Genomic DNA, 15,744 nt, shown 5'->3' with positions numbered 1-15,744 from the left:
TTCGCGGAGCGCAAATGTCAGATTTTGACCACTAGCGAAGGAAACGCATCATGGCCATTTCCGGCATCTCGACGGCACCCGGCACCAGCAGCAATTCCGCCTCGACCGCGGACCAGACCCGGCTGTCGTCCAACTACACCATGTTCCTGACTCTGCTGACCACGCAGCTCAGACACCAGGATCCGACCCAGCCGATGGACGCCAACCAGTTCACCCAACAGCTGGTCCAGTATTCGTCCATCGAGCAGCAGATCAAGATGAACACCAACCTCGAGGACATGAAGAGCGCCCTGGCGATCGCCAACGCCACGCAGCTGGTCAACTATGTCGGCACGACCGTGACGGCGGATTCGAGCAAGACCACGCTGCAGGGCGGTCAGGCCAAGTGGAGCTTCTCCATGCCGAAGGCGGCCTCGGCGACCGTGACGGTGAAGAACGAGGCCGGCGCCGTCGTCTATTCGCAGCAGAAGAGCTTCACCAGCGGCGTCCAGGAATTCGTCTGGAACGGTAAGAAGACCGACGGGACCGCCGCGCCGGACGGCACCTACACGATTTCCTTCGACGCCAAGGATTCCGCCGGCAATGCCGTGAAGCCGAGCGCGGAAGTCACCGGCAAGGTGACGGCGCTCGATTTTACTTCCGGTCAACCCTACCTGCTGATCGACGGCATGAGCATCTCGGTCTGGTCGGTGAAATCGGTCACCGCGGCGAACTGACAGGCCCGCCAAGCCCTTGCCGGGACCGGCCGGGGCGCATTGCCGAAGATGTTCATCTCAATCCAGTCGAAGTGTCGGTCATCGCTTAGCCATATTTTAAGGCGGTCGCGCTTACGCTCTCAATCGATGTGGTCGCATCGAGTGTGTTTGTGAGAGTACGATGACCGATCAGGTTAGACCGCGAGTGAAATACGTCATCGGGCCGGACGGCAGCCCCCTGACGATCGCCGACCTGCCGCCGACCGATACCAAGCGCTGGGTCATCCGCCGCAAGGCCGAAGTGGTCGCTGCGGTTCGCGGCGGGCTCCTCTCGCTTGAGGAGGCGTGCAACCGCTATACTTTGACGGTCGAAGAATTCATCGCCTGGCAGCAGTCGATCGACCGCCACGGGCTAGCCGGTCTGAGGACCACGCGCATCCAGCACTACCGCCAGTAGCGATCCTCGCGAACGATGCCGAATTTCCTGAAGGCCGGGCCCGCAGCCCGGCCTTTTTCGTTCGCCCGTCGGCTCCGCCGTTGGCCCGGCCGGGTGCGTTTCCGGGAGCTTAAGGGCGGCCGGCAATTTCCGCACGGTCGCCGAACCGGCGGTTAACGAAATTGCCGTCATTTCTGCACCGGGCGTGCCGCAACGGGACCCTTGTTAACCAGACGTTTACCATCCACTGGGAAATTCTTGCCCAGCGGTTCGGCGTCGGGCCCCCCGCGCCCCACACGGGGGATCCGGCGCCGCCGCTGCCCCCTCCGACCTCGGACAAGAACCCCCGTGAACGGCGCCGTCGAGTTCCTCAAGACCCTCGGACCTGCCCGCCTCGCCGCCATGGCGGTGGTCACGGCCCTGCTCGTCGGCTTTTTCGGCTTCATCATCATGCGGGCGACCCAGCCGGTGATGGCGCCGCTCTATTCGGACCTCTCGGTCCAGGATTCCGCGTCGATCGTGAAGGAACTGGAGGCCGGCGCGGTCCCCTACGAACTGCGCCAGGACGGCGCCCAGATCCTGGTCCCCAAGGAGACTCTGCTGCGGCTGCGCATGAAGCTGGCCGAAAAAGGCATCCCGGCCGGCGGTTCGGTCGGCTACGAGATCTTCGACAAGTCGGACGCGCTCGGCACCACCAGCTTCGTCCAGAACATCAACCATCTGCGCGCCCTGGAAGGCGAACTGGCGCGCACCATCCGGGCCATCGACCGGGTCCAGGCCGCGCGCGTGCACCTGGTCATCCCCGAACGGCAACTGTTCCAGCGCGAGAAGGCGATGCCCTCCGCCTCGATCGTGCTGAAGCTGCGCGGGACGCTCGAAGCCCAGCAGATCCGGTCGATCCAGCACCTGGTCGCCTCGGCCGTGGAGGGCCTGAAGCCGTTCCGCGTCTCGATCGTCGACGAGAAGGGCACCCTGCTCGGCGGCGGCCAGGAGGAAGACCCGCAGGGCACCGTCGCGGCCTCCCTGCAGGAGCGGACCGCCGGCTACGAGCGCCGCATGGAAACCCAGATCGAATCGATCGTCGGATCGATCGTCGGCCAGGGGCGCGCCCGCGTCCGCGTCTCCGCCGAACTCGATTTCAACCGCGTCACGCAGACCTCGGACACCTTCGATCCGAACGGCCAGGTGGTCCGCTCGACCCAGACCAAGGAAGAGAATTCCAGCTCGGCGACCGGCGACAAGGCCGTCTCGGTCGGCAACCAGCTGCCGGGCTCCCAGCAGCAGAACGGCGCCGCCGGCCGCGATGCGACCAACAGTTCCGAGGAACTGGTCAACTACGAGATCTCCAAGACCACGCGGACCGAGGTCCTGGAGGCCGGCCGGATCAAGCGCATCTCGGTCGCCGTGCTGGTCGACGGCGTCTATGCCGCCGGACAGAACGGCGAGGTCACCTACCAGCCGCGCAGCCAGCCGGATCTCGACCGCATCTCCGCCCTGGTCCGCTCTTCGGTCGGCTTCGACCAGAAGCGCGGCGACCAGGTCGAAGTGGTCAACCTGCGCTTCGCCGAGGCCCCGGCCTCGCTGCCGCTGGAGGCGCAGGCCAAGACCGGCATCATGGCGCTGATCGACTTCACCAAGGACGACATCCTGCGCCTGATCGAGCTGGGCATCCTGTTCCTGATGACCATCCTGGTCCTGCTCTTCGCCGTCCGTCCTCTGATCAAGCGCATGGTCGATCCGACCGCCGCCCAGGCCGCTGCCGGCAACGGCGTGGCCGCCCTCGGCACCACGGCGGCACTCTCGGGCGAGCCGGGCTCGACCGTCCTGCAGGTCACCCTGCCGGGCCATGTCATCGGCGCCGACGGCAAGCCGGTGCCGGTCACCGCCGGAACGGTCGGTCCGGACGGACAGGCCGCCGGGGTGCCCCTGCCCGAGAACATGAACCTGCAGAAGCTCGAGCAGGCCAAGGCGCTCGGCGCCATGCATGCCACCTCGATCCAGAAGGTCGGCGAACTGATCGTCGAGCATCCGGCCGAAGCCACGGCGCTGATCCGCGGCTGGCTGATGGAGGGCTGAACCCGCGATGGCCGCACCCGCTCCCACCCCACCGCCCGCCACGCTGGCCCAGCGCGCCACCGGCGTCGCCGCGCTGCAGGTCAGCACCAACGAACGCTACCGGGAACTGGCCGGCGCCGAGCGCGCCGCCGTGCTCCTGCTGGCGCTCGGCGAGGAACACGGCCGGGAGGTCTGGAAGCGGCTCGACGAACTGGAGATCCGCCAGATCTCGCAGGCCATGGCCAAGCTCGGCCCGGTCACGCCGGAGATGCTGGAAAATCTCTTCGTCGACTTCGTCACCCGCATCTCGTCGAAGGGCTCGCTGACCGGCAATCTCGATTCGACCGAGCGGATCCTGCTGTCCTTCCTGCCGCCGGACCGGGTCAACCAGATCCTCGAAGAGATTCGCGGACCGGCCGGCCGCAACATGTGGGAGAAGCTCTCCAACGTGCAGGAGAACGTGCTCGCCAACTACCTGAAGAACGAATACCCGCAGACCGTCGCGCTGGTCCTGTCCAAGATCCGCTCCGACCATGCCGGCCGCGTGCTGGCGATCCTGCCGGAAGAATTCTCCCTCGAAGTCGTCAACCGCATGCTGAAGATGGAGGCGGTGCAGAAGGAGGTGCTCGACAAGGTCGAGCAGACCCTGCGCATCGAGTTCATGTCCAACCTCAGCCATACCTCCCGGCGCGATGCGCACGAACTGATGGCGGAGATCTTCAACTCCTTCGACCGCCAGACGGAAGCCCGCTTCCTGACCGCGCTGGAGGAGGACAACCGCGAATCCGCCGAGAAGATCAAGGCGCTGATGTTCACCTTCGAGGATCTCGGCAAGCTCGACAGCGCCGGCGTCCAGACGCTGCTGCGCAACATCGACAAGGACAAGCTGGCCATCGCCCTCAAGGGCGCCTCGGACAGCCTCAAGAACATCTTCTTCTCCAACATGTCGAGCCGCGCCGCCGGCATGCTCAAGGAGGACATGGAGGCGCTCGGACCGGTGCGCCTGCGCGACGTGGACGAGTCGCAGGCGACCATGGTCAACGTCGCCAAGGATCTCGCCGCCAAGGGCGAGATCATGATCACCAAGTCCAAGGGCGACGACGAACTGATCTACTGAGGACCGGAAAACCAGCATGGCAGCCCCCGCCCGCTTCCTGTTCGACAAGGACTTCGCCGCGCCGCCCGTGCCGCCGAAGCCGGTCGAGGTCGTGCCCGAGCGGCCGACGATCGATCTCGAACTGCATCTGGCCGAAAAGGCGGCCGCAGAGGCGCGCGGCCGCGAGGCGGGGCTTGCCGCCGGCCGGATCGAGGGCCGGCAGAGCGCCGAGGTGCGCGCCGCCGAGCGGCTGGCCGAGGAGGCCGCCGTGCTGGTCGCCTCCGCACGCGCCCTCCTCGCCGCCCTCGATGCCGACAGGACCGCGCTGGAGAAGCAGGCGATCGATCTGGCGCTCGCCGCCGCGCGCAAGCTCAGCGCCGGGCTGATCGACCGCGAGCCGACCGCGGCCATTCGCGCGGTGCTGGCCGAATGCCTCGGCCCGTTGCGCAAGGCGCCCCACATGGTGCTGCGGCTCGCGCCCGAACATGCCGAACAGATCCGCGCCGAGGTCGACCGGATCGCCCGCGAGAACGGCTTCGACGGCCGCATCGTCATCCTGGGCGAGCCGGATGTCCGGCGCGGCGACTGCCGGATCGAATGGGCCGACGGCGGCATCATCCGCGACGGGGCGGCCCTGGAGGCTGCCGTCGACGACGCCGTCGCACGCTATTTCGCCGCCCGCGATGCCGCGGCGGCCGCCGAAAACGGCGGGAGGACCTGAGCCATGGCCGGCCCGAACGAGGGAATCGCGCTCGACGAGATGGGCAACCCAGCCCGCCAGAGCGCACTCAACGACGAACCGGTGATCGCCCGCAGCGCGGCCGAACTGGAGGCGGTGTTCGACGTCCCGGTCAAAGTGTCGGCCGTGCTCGGACAGGCGCGGATGCAGGTCTCCGACCTGCTGCGGATGACCAGCGGCACCGTTCTGGAGCTCGACCGCAAGGTCGGCGAGGCGATCGACATCTACGTCAACAACCGTCTGGTCGCGCGCGGCGAGGTCGTCCTGGTCGAGGACCGGCTCGGCGTGACCATGACCGAAATCATCAAGGGCGAGCGCTGAGCCGCGCGCCGGAGGGCTGAGCCATGAGACTGCTGATCGTCGGAACGCTGGGAGGGCAGCTCGCCGTCGCCTCGCGCATGGCGATGGACCGCGGTGCCTCCGTGGTCCATGCCGACTCGGTCGAAACCGCGCTGAAGACGCTGCGCTCCGGCCGCGGTGCCGATCTGATCATGATCGACGTGGCGCTGAATATCGGCGACCTGATCCGGCGGCTGGAGCAGGAGCTGATCCACGTGCCGGTGGTCGCCTGCGGCACGACCACCAATGCCCGGGCGGCGGTCGAGGCGATCCGCGCCGGCGCCAAGGAATATATCCCGCTGCCGCCCGATCCCGAGCTGATCGCCGCGGTGCTGGCCGCCGTCGCCGAGGAAAGCCGCGACCTGATCGTGCGCGACGACGCCATGGCGCGCGTGCTGCGCCTGGCCGACCAGGTCGCCGCCTCGGAAGCCTCGATCCTGATCACCGGCGAGAGCGGCACCGGCAAGGAGGTGCTCGCCCGCCACGTGCACCGCAAATCGAACCGCGCCGACAAGCCGTTCATCGCGGTCAACTGCGCCGCCATCCCCGAGCAGCTGCTCGAAAGCGAATTGTTCGGCCACGAGAAGGGTGCCTTCACGGGGGCGATCGCCCGGCGCATCGGCAAGTTCGAGGAGGCCGACGGCGGCACGCTGCTGCTCGACGAGATCTCCGAGATGGACCTGCGCCTGCAGGCCAAGCTGCTGCGCGCCATCCAGGAGCGGCTGATCGACCGGGTCGGCGGCGCTCGGCCGGTGCCGGTCAACATCCGCATCCTGGCGACCTCCAACCGCACGCTCGCCGACGAGGTGCGCAAGGGCACCTTCCGCGAGGACCTGCTCTACCGGCTGAACGTCGTCAACCTGAAGATCCCGCCCCTGCGCGAGCGGCCGGCGGACGTGATCGCGCTCGCCGAACATTTCGCCGAGAAATACGCCAAGGTGAACGGGCTGAAGCCGAAGGCGATCGGCGCCGAGGCGCGCCGGCAGCTGATGCGCGCGCGCTGGCCGGGCAATGTCCGCGAGCTCGAGAACTGCATGCACCGCGCCGTTCTGGTCGCCGCCGGCGACGAGATCGGCCCGGACGCCATCCTGACGCCGGACGGCGAGCTGATGGGCGCGCCCGAGCGCCCGGACCTCGACCGGACCGTGGCCCGGGCGGCCGAGACCGCCGAGGCGGTGACGCGCGCGCTGGTCGGCCGGACGGTGGCCGATGTGGAGCGCGACCTGATCCTGTCGACGCTCGACCATTGCTTCGGCAACCGCACCCACGCCGCCAACATCCTCGGCATCTCGATCCGCACCATGCGCAACAAGCTCAAGGAGTATGCCGAAGAGGGCCATGCCGTGCCGCCGCCCGGCCAGGGCGAGGCGCGCGACGTCGCCTGAGCGGGGCCCCTCCCCGGTCGCCCCCCACAATGCAAAAGGCCCGGCAACGTGACCGGGCCTTTTCGATTTCCGCGCTCGCGGATAGCCAGAAGAAAGTACCCGTCCCGGCCGGATCAGAACTTGTAGGCGATGCCGGCGCGGGCGGTGAAATTGTCGTTGCTGGCCTTGTGCGAATAGGCCTGCGACCCGCCATAGCTGCCGAGCGACTTCGAGGTCGTGTTGGCCGCCTTGCCGCTGCCGAAATCGTACCAGGAGCCGTCGAGGCGCAGCACCACATTGCCGGTGACCGCATATTCCGCACCGGCGCCGACGACCACACCGCTGTCGGACTTGCGCCGCCAGGACCAGGGCAGCCCGAAACCGGCATCGCGAATCGACTGTTCCTGATCCGAGAAAGCCAGGCCGGCGCGGCCGAACACCAGGACGCGGTCGAAGGCGAGACCGGCGCGGCCGCTGATGCTGCCGATCCAGTTGCCGTCCGCCTTGTACTGCATCTGGGACGGCGAACGCTTCGAGGCGCCGCCGGACAGCGTGCCGAGGTCGACTTCGCCGCCGATCAGGACCATCGGCGAGACCAGGAAATTGTAGCCGGCGTAGCCGCTCAGCGAGAAGCCGGAGCCGTTGAGCTTACTGCCCTTTTCGCCGAGCATCCCGATCGCGTCGGTCTCGGTCCATTTGGCGTTGTTCCAGCCGTAGCCGGCGCCGACGCCGACATAGAAGCCGCTCCAGTTATAGGCCGGTGCGCCCTGCGCCGCGGCGACGCCGGCGGTCGCCAGCACGATCACGGCGGAGGCGGCAAGACGATCGATGGCCATGGACGATTTCCCCCCGGAATCGCGAAGCGGCCTGCAAGCGCGCGCAGGACCGAATTCAACGTCTTCAAGTACCACAACCCGACCGCGGCCACTATGTCCGGGAGGTCACAGCCAGGGCGGCGCTATGGCGTCCGCGCCAAGAGGTGCCGGCGGGCGGCCGGCAGCGCGGCGGTCAGCAGGCAGCCGGTCGCCGTGACCGCAGCGATCAAGTAGAGCCCGGCATCGAAGCTGCCGGTCGCCTGCTTGATCCAGCCGACCGTCCAGGGGCCGAAGGCCGAGGACAGCGTGCCGATGCAACTGACCATGGCGAGACCGGCGCCCGCGCCGGACCCGCCGAAGACGCGCGCCGGCAGGGTCCAGAAGGTCGGATTGCCGCCATAGGTGCCGAAGGCGGCGACGGTGAAGCAGGCGACCTTCAGCCAGGGATCGCTCACGAAGGCCGCTGCCGCCACCCCCGAGGCGGCGATGGCCAGCGCGCCCGCCGCCATGCCGATGCGGTTGCCGAGCCGGTCCGACAGGCGCGGCCAGATCAGCATGCCGAGCATGCCGGCCAGATAGGGGATGCTGGCGACGAAGCCGGTCTGCGTCGTGGTGAAGCCCTGCGCCTTGAGGATCTGCGGCAGCCACAGCGTCAGCGTCATGTTGGGCGCCAGCACGCCCATGTTGATCACGCCGAGCAGGATCACATAGGGGTTCGAGATCGAGGCCCAGAAGCCGAGCCCGGCGCGCCCGGCCGCCTCGCGCCGCATCGCCTCGGCCAGCGCAGCCCGCTCGGCGGCGGCAAGGAACGCCGCGTCGTCCGGACCGTCCGGCAGCATCAGGATATAGACGAGCCCGATCAGCAGCGACGGCGCCGCCTCGATCAGGAACATCCACTGCCAGCCGCGCAGGCCCATGACGCCGTCGAGTTGGAACAGCGCGACGGCGAGCGGGCCGCCAATGACGCTGGCCAGTGGGATCGCCAGGAAGCACAGCCCCGTCGCCCGGCCGAGCCGGCTGTCCGGGAACCAGCCGCGCAGGTAGAGCATGATGCCCGGAATGAAGCCCGCCTCGGCCGCGCCGAGCAGGAAGCGCATGACGTAGAAGCTGGTCTCACCCTGCACGAAGGCCATGCCGGCGGAGACCAGCCCCCAGGTCAGCATGATCCGGCCGAGCCAGAGGCGCGCGCCGAAGCGGTTGAAGGCGGCGTTGGACGGCAGTTCGAAGCCGATATAGCCGAGATAGAAGATCGAGGAGCCGAAGCCGAAGGCGGCCGGGCCGAGGCCCAGATCGGCGTTCATGGTCAGGCTGGCATAGCCGACATTGATCCGGTCGAGGAAGCAGAACAGGAAGGCCAGCAGGCACCACGGCAGGATGTGCCGGCCGGCCCCGTGCAGGGCGGCATCCAGCGGCGTGACGCCCTGCGGCGCGGCGTTGCGGCTCACCGCCATCTCCCTCGGTTGACGGTCGAGCAGGTAGCAGGCCATGTCTGCCCCGTCGAGACCGTGCGGAGCCGACGGAATGTCATTCCACGATCATGTGCTGTTCAATGCGCGGCTCTGGCCGGAGAAGCCCGCCATCGTGCTGATGGACCGGGTCGTCACCTACGGCATGATGGCGCGCGGCATCCATGCCGTCGCGGCGGTGCTCGGCGAGGCCGGCCTCGGGCGCGGCGCGGTGGTCGGCGTGCTGGTCGACCTGCCGAGCTGGAACCTGATCCTGGCCTGCGCGCTCGCCCATATCGGGGCGACCAGCGTGCCGCTCAACGCGCTCGACGATGCGCGGAGTTTCGGCCTCGCCTTCGACGCGATCGTCACGCGCGCCGATGTGGCCGACAAGACGCAGATCCGCTGCCTGCGCATGGACGAGCGCTGGTTCGCCCTGGCCGCCGAGCGGCCCGCCGCCCCCTTCGCGCCGGACATGATCTGCCGCGTCGCCTCATCCTCCGGCACGACCGGGCGGCCGAAGCTGGTCGGCATCGACCTCAACGCGTTCCGGGTGCGCCAGGCCGCCTGGCAGACCGCCATGGACTATGTCGGCTGGGAACGGCTGATGATCCTGCTCGGCATCACCACCCACTTCGCCTTCGGCACGGCGTTGATGGCGCTATCCTGCGGCCGCACGGTCTATTTCGCCGCCGATGCCGCCGAGGCGATGCAGATGCTGCAATTGTTCCGCATCGACGCCGTGATCGCCTCGACGCGCTGGACCGAAGTCCTGGTCGCCGAGCAGCTGAAGCGCCCCGCCCCGCTCGATGCGCTGCGCTGTTTCCATTTCGGCGGCAGCTACGCGACCGCCGCCCTGATGGACCAGGTCCGCACCCACCTGACCCCGAATGCCTGCGTCCAGTATGGTTCGACCGAGGCCGGCTGCACGGCCTACGGGCCGATCGCGCGCATGCGCGGGCTGTCCGGGGCGGTCGGCTTCGTCGCGCCCTTCGCGGCGATCGAGGTGGTCGACGACCAGGACCGTCCGCTCGCCGCCGGCCGCGAGGGCATCCTGCGCGTGCGCAGCGGCAGCCTCGGCCGGCCCCATGGCGGGGCCGATCCGGCCTCCGGCGGCTTCCGGGACGGCTGGCACTATCCCGGCGATGTCGGTCGCATCGACCCGGACGGCATCCTGGTTCTGTCGGGGCGGACCGACCATCTGATCACCGCCGGCGGCGCCAAGGCCGCGCCCGAAGAGATCGAGCAGGAGCTTCGCGCCGGCCCGGGCGTGCGCGACGTCGCCGTCGGCATGTACCGGGCCTCGCCCTCCGCCCCGGCCGAGGCCGTGGCGCTGGTCGTGGTCGAGGGCCGCTTCGATCCGTTCCTCCTGAAGCAATGGGCCGACCGCACCGTCACCGGCGCGCCGATCGCCCGCTTCCACCGGGTCGACGCCATCCCGCGCGGGCCTGCCGGCAAGATCGCCCGGGAGGCGGTGCGTGCGCTGATCGAGACCGCCACCTGAGCGACGGCGCGGTCGCATCCGGACCGTTGACCGCTACGTCAGCCCGTGACACCACCGTCCCGGTCGGACGACGATCGGAGGGGCCGCGGTGAATTTCCACGAGCACGTGCTGTTCCAGGCGAAGACCTGGCCGGAGAAGCCGGCTCTGATCCTGTCGGACCGGGTCGTCACCTACGGCATGATGGGCCAGGGCATCCGCGGCGTCGCCAGGACCCTGGCGGCAGCCGGCATCGGCCGCGGCGACGTGGTCGGCTTCCAGATCGACCTGCCGTCCTGGAACCTGATCCTGTCCTGCGCGCTCGCCCATCTCGGCGCGATCGGCGCGGCCTTCGGCGGCCAGGATCCGATCGACCGGCTCGGCGTCGCCTTCAAGGCCGTCATCGGCCAGACGGACCTGTCGGCGCGAACACGCCATCGCTGTCTGGTCATGACCGAGCGCTGGTTCGATCTGGCGCCGGAGACGCGGCCGGTCCGCTTCGAGGACGATGCGGTGATCCGCGTGGTCTTCTCCTCCGGCACCACCGGCACGCCGAAGCCGCTGGCCTTCACGGCGCTGTCGTTGCGCGAAAGACTGCAGGTGGTGCGCCTGTCGATCGGCTACCGGGCGGTCGACCGGCTGATGATCCTGCTCGGGCTTTCGACCGCCTACGGGCTGGTCTTTGCGCTGGAGGCGCTCTCCTGCGGCGCGAGCCTGGTGCTGCCGCCCGATACCGGGGCGGCGATCCGGATGGCGGCGCTCTACGGCGCGGAGGGCATGATCGCCTCTCCGCGCGCGGCGGAACTGATGATCGAGGATCTGCGCCGCAGCCCGGCGCCGATGCCGGCCCTGTCGATGGCGGTGATCGGCGGCGGCCTGCTCAGTCCCGCGCTCGCCGAGGCCGTGATGGCGCATCTCTGCAAGAATGCGGTCTGCGTCTATGGATCGACCGAGACCGGCGCCATGGCCTGGGCGCCGCTCGACCGGCTGCGTGTCCCCGGCGCGGTGGGGTTCATCGCCTCGACGGCCGATACCGAGATCGTCGACGACCAGGACCGGCCCGTGGCGGCCGGGATCGAAGGTCACGTCCGGACCCGCAGTCCGGCCGACGCCCGCCCCTATGGCGATGCCGATCCGGCCGCCTTCGGCTTCGACGCCGACGGGTGGCATCGCCCCGGCGACCTGGCGCGCATCGAGGCCAACGGGCTCCTGATCCTGACCGGACGGACCGATCACCTGATCAATTCCGGCGGCGCCAAGACCGCCCCCGAGACGATCGAGGCGGCCTTCGCGGGCGCACCGGGCATCACCGACATCGCCGTCGTCGCCGTGCCGTCAGCCATCGGCCGGCCCGCCATCGTCGCCCTCGTCGTCGCCGGGGCGGACTACCGGGAGGCGACCCTTGCCGACTGGGCTGCCCGCAACGTCCGCAGCGCGACCTTCGATCGCTTCGTACCGGTCAAGGCCATTCCCCGGACGGAAAACGGCAAGATCGCGCGTGGCGAGGTTCGTCGATTGGCGGCGGCCGCGCTCGGGGCGTGATGCCGACGGTCATGGAGTGATCGTCGGTATTCGATACGCGAATTTCTCATGCCTCTGACGCAAATGAGAAATTCGCGTTGCTTCAACGGCCCGATGCGTCAGCATCCTGGGCCGTTGGTATGACGCGGCCGCGCGCCCGGAGCGCCCGAAACGCAGGCGCCAGGGTCAGGCCCGGGCGCGGTAAGGATTGAAGGTCGGCACGACCCAAAGCCGACGGACCCGCGCGGGACCTGCACCCGCCGGCGCGGATCAGAATTTGTAGGCGACGCCGCCGCGCACGGAGACCGACTGCTGCGATCCCTTGAACTCGTAGCCGCCGATATTGTCGTAGGCATGCGCCTTGCCGCTGCCGAAATCGTAGGCCGCCCCTTCCAGGCGGAGCACGATGTTGCTGGTCACCGCCTGCTCGATGCCGAGGCCGAGGACGCGCCCGGTTCCGGCCTTGTAGGTCCAGCGCGACCCGACCGGGGTCCATTCGACGGTCGCCTTGGCGTCCGAATAGGCGACGCCGGCATTGGCGTAGATCAGCGTCCGGTCGAGCACGAGGCCGACCCGGCCGCGCAGGCTCCCCGTCCACTGGCCCTCCTGCTCGATCTTGGCGCCGAACTGCGAGAGCTTCTTGCTGGCCGAGCCCTGGATGGTGGCCGCTTCCGCCTCCGCGCCGATGAGGATCATCGGCGTGACCAGGAAATTGTAGCCGACATAGCCGCCGAAGCTCGCGCCCTTGCCGTCGAGGCTGTGCTTGCGCTCGCCCGGCGGCAGGAAGAAGGGCGTGGTCTGGTCCATCCGACCGGTCTGCGCGGCATAGCCGCCGCTGACGCCGCCATAGACACCCGACCAGTTGAAGGGGGTCGCCACCTGGGCTGTGGCGCTGCCGCAGCTCGCGGCCAGCACAGCGATGAAAGCGCCCGTCACGGCTCGAAACATGATTGCCCCCGAAATGTCGATGCGTGATTCATGATCGAGTTCGCGGGCTCGCGCAATTCCGCAAGGGCAACACAGGGCCATTTTTCTGCCGTTCCCCAAAGCAAAACCCCGCCTGAAGGGCGGGGTTTGGACGTGTGACGGCCGCGAGGGTCGGCGTCGGTGTGCGGGGCAGCCCAAATGTCAGGCGACGCTTTCGGAGTAGACGTCGTTTTCATCCGGCTCGCGCAGAACGTAGCCGCGGCCCCACACCGTCTCGATGTAGTTCTTGCCGCCCGTCGCGCTCGCAAGCTTCTTGCGCAGCTTGCAGATGAACACGTCGATGATCTTGAGTTCGGGCTCGTCCATGCCGCCGTAGAGATGATTGAGGAACATCTCCTTGGTCAGGGTGGTGCCCTTGCGGAGCGAAAGCAGCTCCAGCATCTGGTATTCCTTGCCGGTCAGATGCACCCGCTGGCTGTTCACCTCGACGGTCTTGGTGTCGAGATTGACGGTCAGTTCGCCGGTCTGGATGATCGACTGGGCATGGCCCTTGGAACGGCGCACGATGGCATGGATGCGGGCGACCAGCTCGTCCTTGTGGAACGGCTTGGTCATGTAGTCGTCCGCGCCAAAGCCGAGGCCGCGCACCTTGTCCTCGATGCCGGCGAGACCGGAGAGGATCAGGATCGGCGTCTTCACCTTGGAAACGCGCAGCGTTCTGAGGACCTCGTAGCCGGACATGTCCGGAAGATTAAGATCCAGCAGAATGATGTCGTAATCGTACAATTTGCCGAGATCGATGCCTTCTTCACCCAGATCCGTCGTGTAAACGTTGAAGTTTTCGGACTTCAACATCAATTCGATGCTCTGAGCAGTCGCGCTGTCGTCTTCGATGAGCAGTACGCGCATGCCAATCCCCTCGTGTCGCCTATCCTGGGCTTGGCGCATCGGCCCCCGTTCGACCGCTGCGAAGGAACCTGTGAACCCCGACTCGGTAGCGTACCGGCCAATGGTTAACAAATTTTGATTCGTAGCGGCAAGCGGCGCGCGGGATCAGTGCAGGAATTTTTCGCATGCGTCTGACGGAAAATGTGTTTCCGCGAGTTTGCTGGTTAACGCGGCACTTCAAGAAGCACCGCTAACCGACTCTCCGGAATCAGCTCTCCGCCGAACGCCGACGATATTTTGCGATCGACCCCACATCGAACGCTCGTTCATAATGTTTGACGAAGGACGTTAATAAGCCGTTACTGAACCGCCTGAGTCGGAACGACGTCTGCCGAAAGAAGCATCCGTGGAAGCGCTCATCCGGGAAATCGCGGAAATCGGCGAACTGGAGACCTTCGGGCGGGTCGTCGGCGTGCGCGGCCTGATGATCGAGGTCGCCGGACCGCTGCATGCCATGAGCGTCGGCTCCCGCCTCCGGATCGAAAGCGGCTCGGCCCGCCCGTCGGTGCCGGCCGAGGTGGTCGGCTTCGAAGGCGGCCACGCCCTACTCCTGCCGTTCGGATCGGTGGAAGGCGTGCGGCTCGGCTGCCGGGCCGTGATCGAGGCCGCCGATGCGGTCGTCAGGCCCTCCGAGGCCTGGCTCGGCCGCATCGTCGACGCCATGGGCATGCCGATCGACCGCAAGGGACCGCTCGCTCTCGGCCCCGAGGCACGTCATCTGCGCGCCAATCCGCCGCCGGCCGCCGACCGGACCCGGGTCGGCGACCCGATCGATCTCGGCGTGCGTGCACTCAATACCTTCGTGACCTGCTGCCGCGGCCAGCGCATGGGCATCTTCGCCGGATCCGGCGTCGGCAAGTCCGTGCTCCTGTCGATGCTCGCCCGCTACACCGCCTGCGACGTGGCGGTGATCGGGCTGGTCGGCGAGCGCGGCCGCGAGGTGCAGGAATTCATCGAGGACGATCTGGGCGAGGCCGGCCTCGCCCGTTCGGTGGTGGTGGTCGCAACCTCGGACGAGCCGGCCCTGATGCGCCGGCAGGCCGCCTATCTGACCCTGACGACGGCGGAGTATTTCCGCGACCAGGGCGCCAACGTGCTGTGCCTGATGGACTCGGTCACCCGCTTCGCCATGGCGCAGCGCGAGATCGGCCTGGCCGCCGGCGAGCCGCCGACCTCGAAGGGCTACACGCCGACCGTCTTCACGGAGCTGCCGCGGCTCCTGGAGCGGGCCGGACCGGGCTTCCCGGGCGGCGGCTCGATCACCGGCCTCTTCACCGTGCTGGTCGAGGGCGACAATCACAACGAACCGGTCGCCGACGCGGTTCGCGGCATCCTGGACGGCCATATCGTCATGGAACGCGCCATTGCCGAGCGCGGCCGCTACCCGGCCGTCAACGTGCTCAAGTCGGTCTCGCGCACCATGCCGCGCGCGATTCCCGAAGCGCGCCGGCCGCTGATCACCGAGGCAAAACGCCTCATGGCGACCTATGCGGACATGGAGGAGTTGATCCGGCTCGGCGCCTATCGCAAGGGCTCCAGCCCCGAGGTCGACCGCGCCATCGCTCTCAACGGCCCGTTCGAGGCCTTCCTGACGCAGCGCAAGGAGGAATCGACCCGTCTGCCGGACTGCTACGATCAGATCGCCAAGATTCTGGCGAGCTGAGGCCGACCGCCCTGCCGCCATCTGTTGCAGGAACACAACACACGGCGAAGTCGTAGCATCGCGCCGGACGGATGCCGAAACGATGCCGATGACTCACCATTTGGCAACCGGTCTCGCCTATTGTCCTCCTCGGCTGGAGGACGGCCGCCCCGCCGCCGCGCCGCAGCGCGCTCGGGCGGAGCTGGAGCGTGACGGGAGACGAAGGCCCGACGAGGCGATC

15 protein-coding genes are annotated in these 15,744 nt (G+C 68.1%); 10 read left to right on the top strand and 5 right to left on the bottom strand.

From position 1 onward, the window contains the following. Window positions 1-50: 50 nt before the first annotated feature. From ABB55_RS21150 to flbD, 7 genes are all read left to right on the top strand, one after another. Entirely contained in the window at window positions 51-716 is a 666-nt protein-coding gene (locus tag ABB55_RS21150; protein ID WP_054360581.1) for a flagellar hook assembly protein FlgD, read from the top strand. Window positions 717-876: 160 nt separating this feature from the next. Beyond that, on the top strand, window positions 877-1,152 hold the full coding sequence (sciP, locus tag ABB55_RS21145) for a CtrA inhibitor SciP (RefSeq protein WP_054360580.1): 276 nt from the start codon (window positions 877-879) through the stop codon (window positions 1,150-1,152). Between the two features lie 327 nt (window positions 1,153-1,479). After that, window positions 1,480-3,207: a flagellar basal-body MS-ring/collar protein FliF gene (gene fliF, locus ABB55_RS21140; RefSeq protein WP_083463814.1), complete on the top strand. Its 1,728-nt coding sequence runs from the start codon at window positions 1,480-1,482 to the stop codon at window positions 3,205-3,207. A gap of 7 nt (window positions 3,208-3,214) precedes the next feature. Next, entirely contained in the window at window positions 3,215-4,303 is a 1,089-nt protein-coding gene (fliG, locus tag ABB55_RS21135) for a flagellar motor switch protein FliG (protein WP_083463813.1), read from the top strand. Window positions 4,304-4,319: 16 nt separating this feature from the next. Continuing rightward, a complete protein-coding gene (locus ABB55_RS21130) occupies window positions 4,320-5,003 on the top strand; it encodes a FliH/SctL family protein (protein WP_054360579.1) in 684 nt (227 codons plus the stop codon). 39 nt (window positions 5,004-5,042) lie between these two features. Then, window positions 5,043-5,342 carry a flagellar motor switch protein FliN gene (gene fliN, locus ABB55_RS21125; protein ID WP_244472192.1) on the top strand — a complete coding sequence of 100 codons (300 nt, stop codon included), beginning with the start codon at window positions 5,043-5,045 and terminating at the stop codon, window positions 5,340-5,342. Window positions 5,343-5,365: 23 nt separating this feature from the next. Then, window positions 5,366-6,745 carry a sigma-54-dependent transcriptional regulator FlbD gene (flbD, locus tag ABB55_RS21120; protein WP_054360577.1) on the top strand — a complete coding sequence of 460 codons (1,380 nt, stop codon included), beginning with the start codon at window positions 5,366-5,368 and terminating at the stop codon, window positions 6,743-6,745. Between the two features lie 113 nt (window positions 6,746-6,858). Here the strand turns inward: flbD and ABB55_RS21115 are convergent, their stop codons facing one another. Both ABB55_RS21115 and ABB55_RS21110 read right to left on the bottom strand, forming a co-directional pair. Beyond that, window positions 6,859-7,560 (bottom strand): outer membrane protein, encoded by a 702-nt coding sequence (locus tag ABB55_RS21115; protein WP_054360576.1) that lies wholly within the window; start codon window positions 7,558-7,560, stop codon window positions 6,859-6,861. A 122-nt stretch (window positions 7,561-7,682) separates the two neighbouring features. Beyond that, window positions 7,683-8,984 (bottom strand): MFS transporter, encoded by a 1,302-nt coding sequence (locus tag ABB55_RS21110; RefSeq protein WP_160321285.1) that lies wholly within the window; start codon window positions 8,982-8,984, stop codon window positions 7,683-7,685. Window positions 8,985-9,060: 76 nt separating this feature from the next. Here ABB55_RS21110 and ABB55_RS21105 point away from each other — a divergent pair, with 76 nt between their 5' ends. Continuing rightward, entirely contained in the window at window positions 9,061-10,488 is a 1,428-nt protein-coding gene (locus tag ABB55_RS21105) for a class I adenylate-forming enzyme family protein (protein ID WP_054360574.1), read from the top strand. Window positions 10,489-10,576: 88 nt separating this feature from the next. Further along, a complete protein-coding gene (locus ABB55_RS21100; protein WP_054360573.1) occupies window positions 10,577-12,007 on the top strand; it encodes a class I adenylate-forming enzyme family protein in 1,431 nt (476 codons plus the stop codon). Window positions 12,008-12,256: 249 nt separating this feature from the next. On the opposite strand, the gene ABB55_RS21095 is transcribed toward ABB55_RS21100, so the two are convergent. From ABB55_RS21095 to ABB55_RS31310, 3 genes are all read right to left on the bottom strand, one after another. After that, the gene (locus tag ABB55_RS21095) at window positions 12,257-12,934 is read right to left on the bottom strand and encodes an outer membrane protein (protein WP_160321284.1); all 678 of its coding nucleotides are present in this window, start codon (window positions 12,932-12,934) and stop codon (window positions 12,257-12,259) included. Window positions 12,935-13,114: 180 nt separating this feature from the next. Beyond that, entirely contained in the window at window positions 13,115-13,822 is a 708-nt protein-coding gene (ctrA, locus tag ABB55_RS21090; protein ID WP_054360571.1) for a response regulator transcription factor CtrA, read from the bottom strand. Between the two features lie 338 nt (window positions 13,823-14,160). Next, window positions 14,161-14,205, bottom strand: coding sequence for a hypothetical protein (locus ABB55_RS31310; protein WP_140941227.1), 45 nt, complete (start codon window positions 14,203-14,205; stop codon window positions 14,161-14,163). Between the two features lie 2 nt (window positions 14,206-14,207). Here ABB55_RS31310 and fliI point away from each other — a divergent pair, with 2 nt between their 5' ends. Continuing rightward, window positions 14,208-15,524, top strand: coding sequence for a flagellar protein export ATPase FliI (gene fliI, locus ABB55_RS21085; protein ID WP_054360570.1), 1,317 nt, complete (start codon window positions 14,208-14,210; stop codon window positions 15,522-15,524). Window positions 15,525-15,744 lie beyond the last annotated feature (220 nt).

Source organism: Prosthecodimorpha hirschii, assembly GCF_001305515.1.
Classification (GTDB): domain Bacteria; phylum Pseudomonadota; class Alphaproteobacteria; order Rhizobiales; family Ancalomicrobiaceae; genus Prosthecodimorpha; species Prosthecodimorpha hirschii.
Note: the sequence above shows the minus strand (reverse complement) of the source record. Positions and strands in the feature narration are given on the sequence as shown.

What these genes read in the sequence shown, in the direction of transcription:
- flbD (WP_054360577.1), top strand. Translation starts at nt 5,366, where the DNA reads ATGAGACTGCTGATCGTCGGAACGCTGGGAGGGCAGCTCGCCGTCGCC.
- fliG (WP_083463813.1), top strand. Translation starts at nt 3,215, where the DNA reads ATGGCCGCACCCGCTCCCACCCCACCGCCCGCCACGCTGGCCCAGCGC.
- ABB55_RS21115 (WP_054360576.1), bottom strand. Translation starts at nt 7,560, where the DNA reads ATGGCCATCGATCGTCTTGCCGCCTCCGCCGTGATCGTGCTGGCGACC.
- ABB55_RS21130 (WP_054360579.1), top strand. Translation starts at nt 4,320, where the DNA reads ATGGCAGCCCCCGCCCGCTTCCTGTTCGACAAGGACTTCGCCGCGCCG.
- ctrA (WP_054360571.1), bottom strand. Translation starts at nt 13,822, where the DNA reads ATGCGCGTACTGCTCATCGAAGACGACAGCGCGACTGCTCAGAGCATC.
- ABB55_RS21095 (WP_160321284.1), bottom strand. Translation starts at nt 12,934, where the DNA reads ATGTTTCGAGCCGTGACGGGCGCTTTCATCGCTGTGCTGGCCGCGAGC.
- sciP (WP_054360580.1), top strand. Translation starts at nt 877, where the DNA reads ATGACCGATCAGGTTAGACCGCGAGTGAAATACGTCATCGGGCCGGAC.
- ABB55_RS21105 (WP_054360574.1), top strand. Translation starts at nt 9,061, where the DNA reads ATGTCATTCCACGATCATGTGCTGTTCAATGCGCGGCTCTGGCCGGAG.
- ABB55_RS21150 (WP_054360581.1), top strand. Translation starts at nt 51, where the DNA reads ATGGCCATTTCCGGCATCTCGACGGCACCCGGCACCAGCAGCAATTCC.
- fliN (WP_244472192.1), top strand. Translation starts at nt 5,043, where the DNA reads ATGGGCAACCCAGCCCGCCAGAGCGCACTCAACGACGAACCGGTGATC.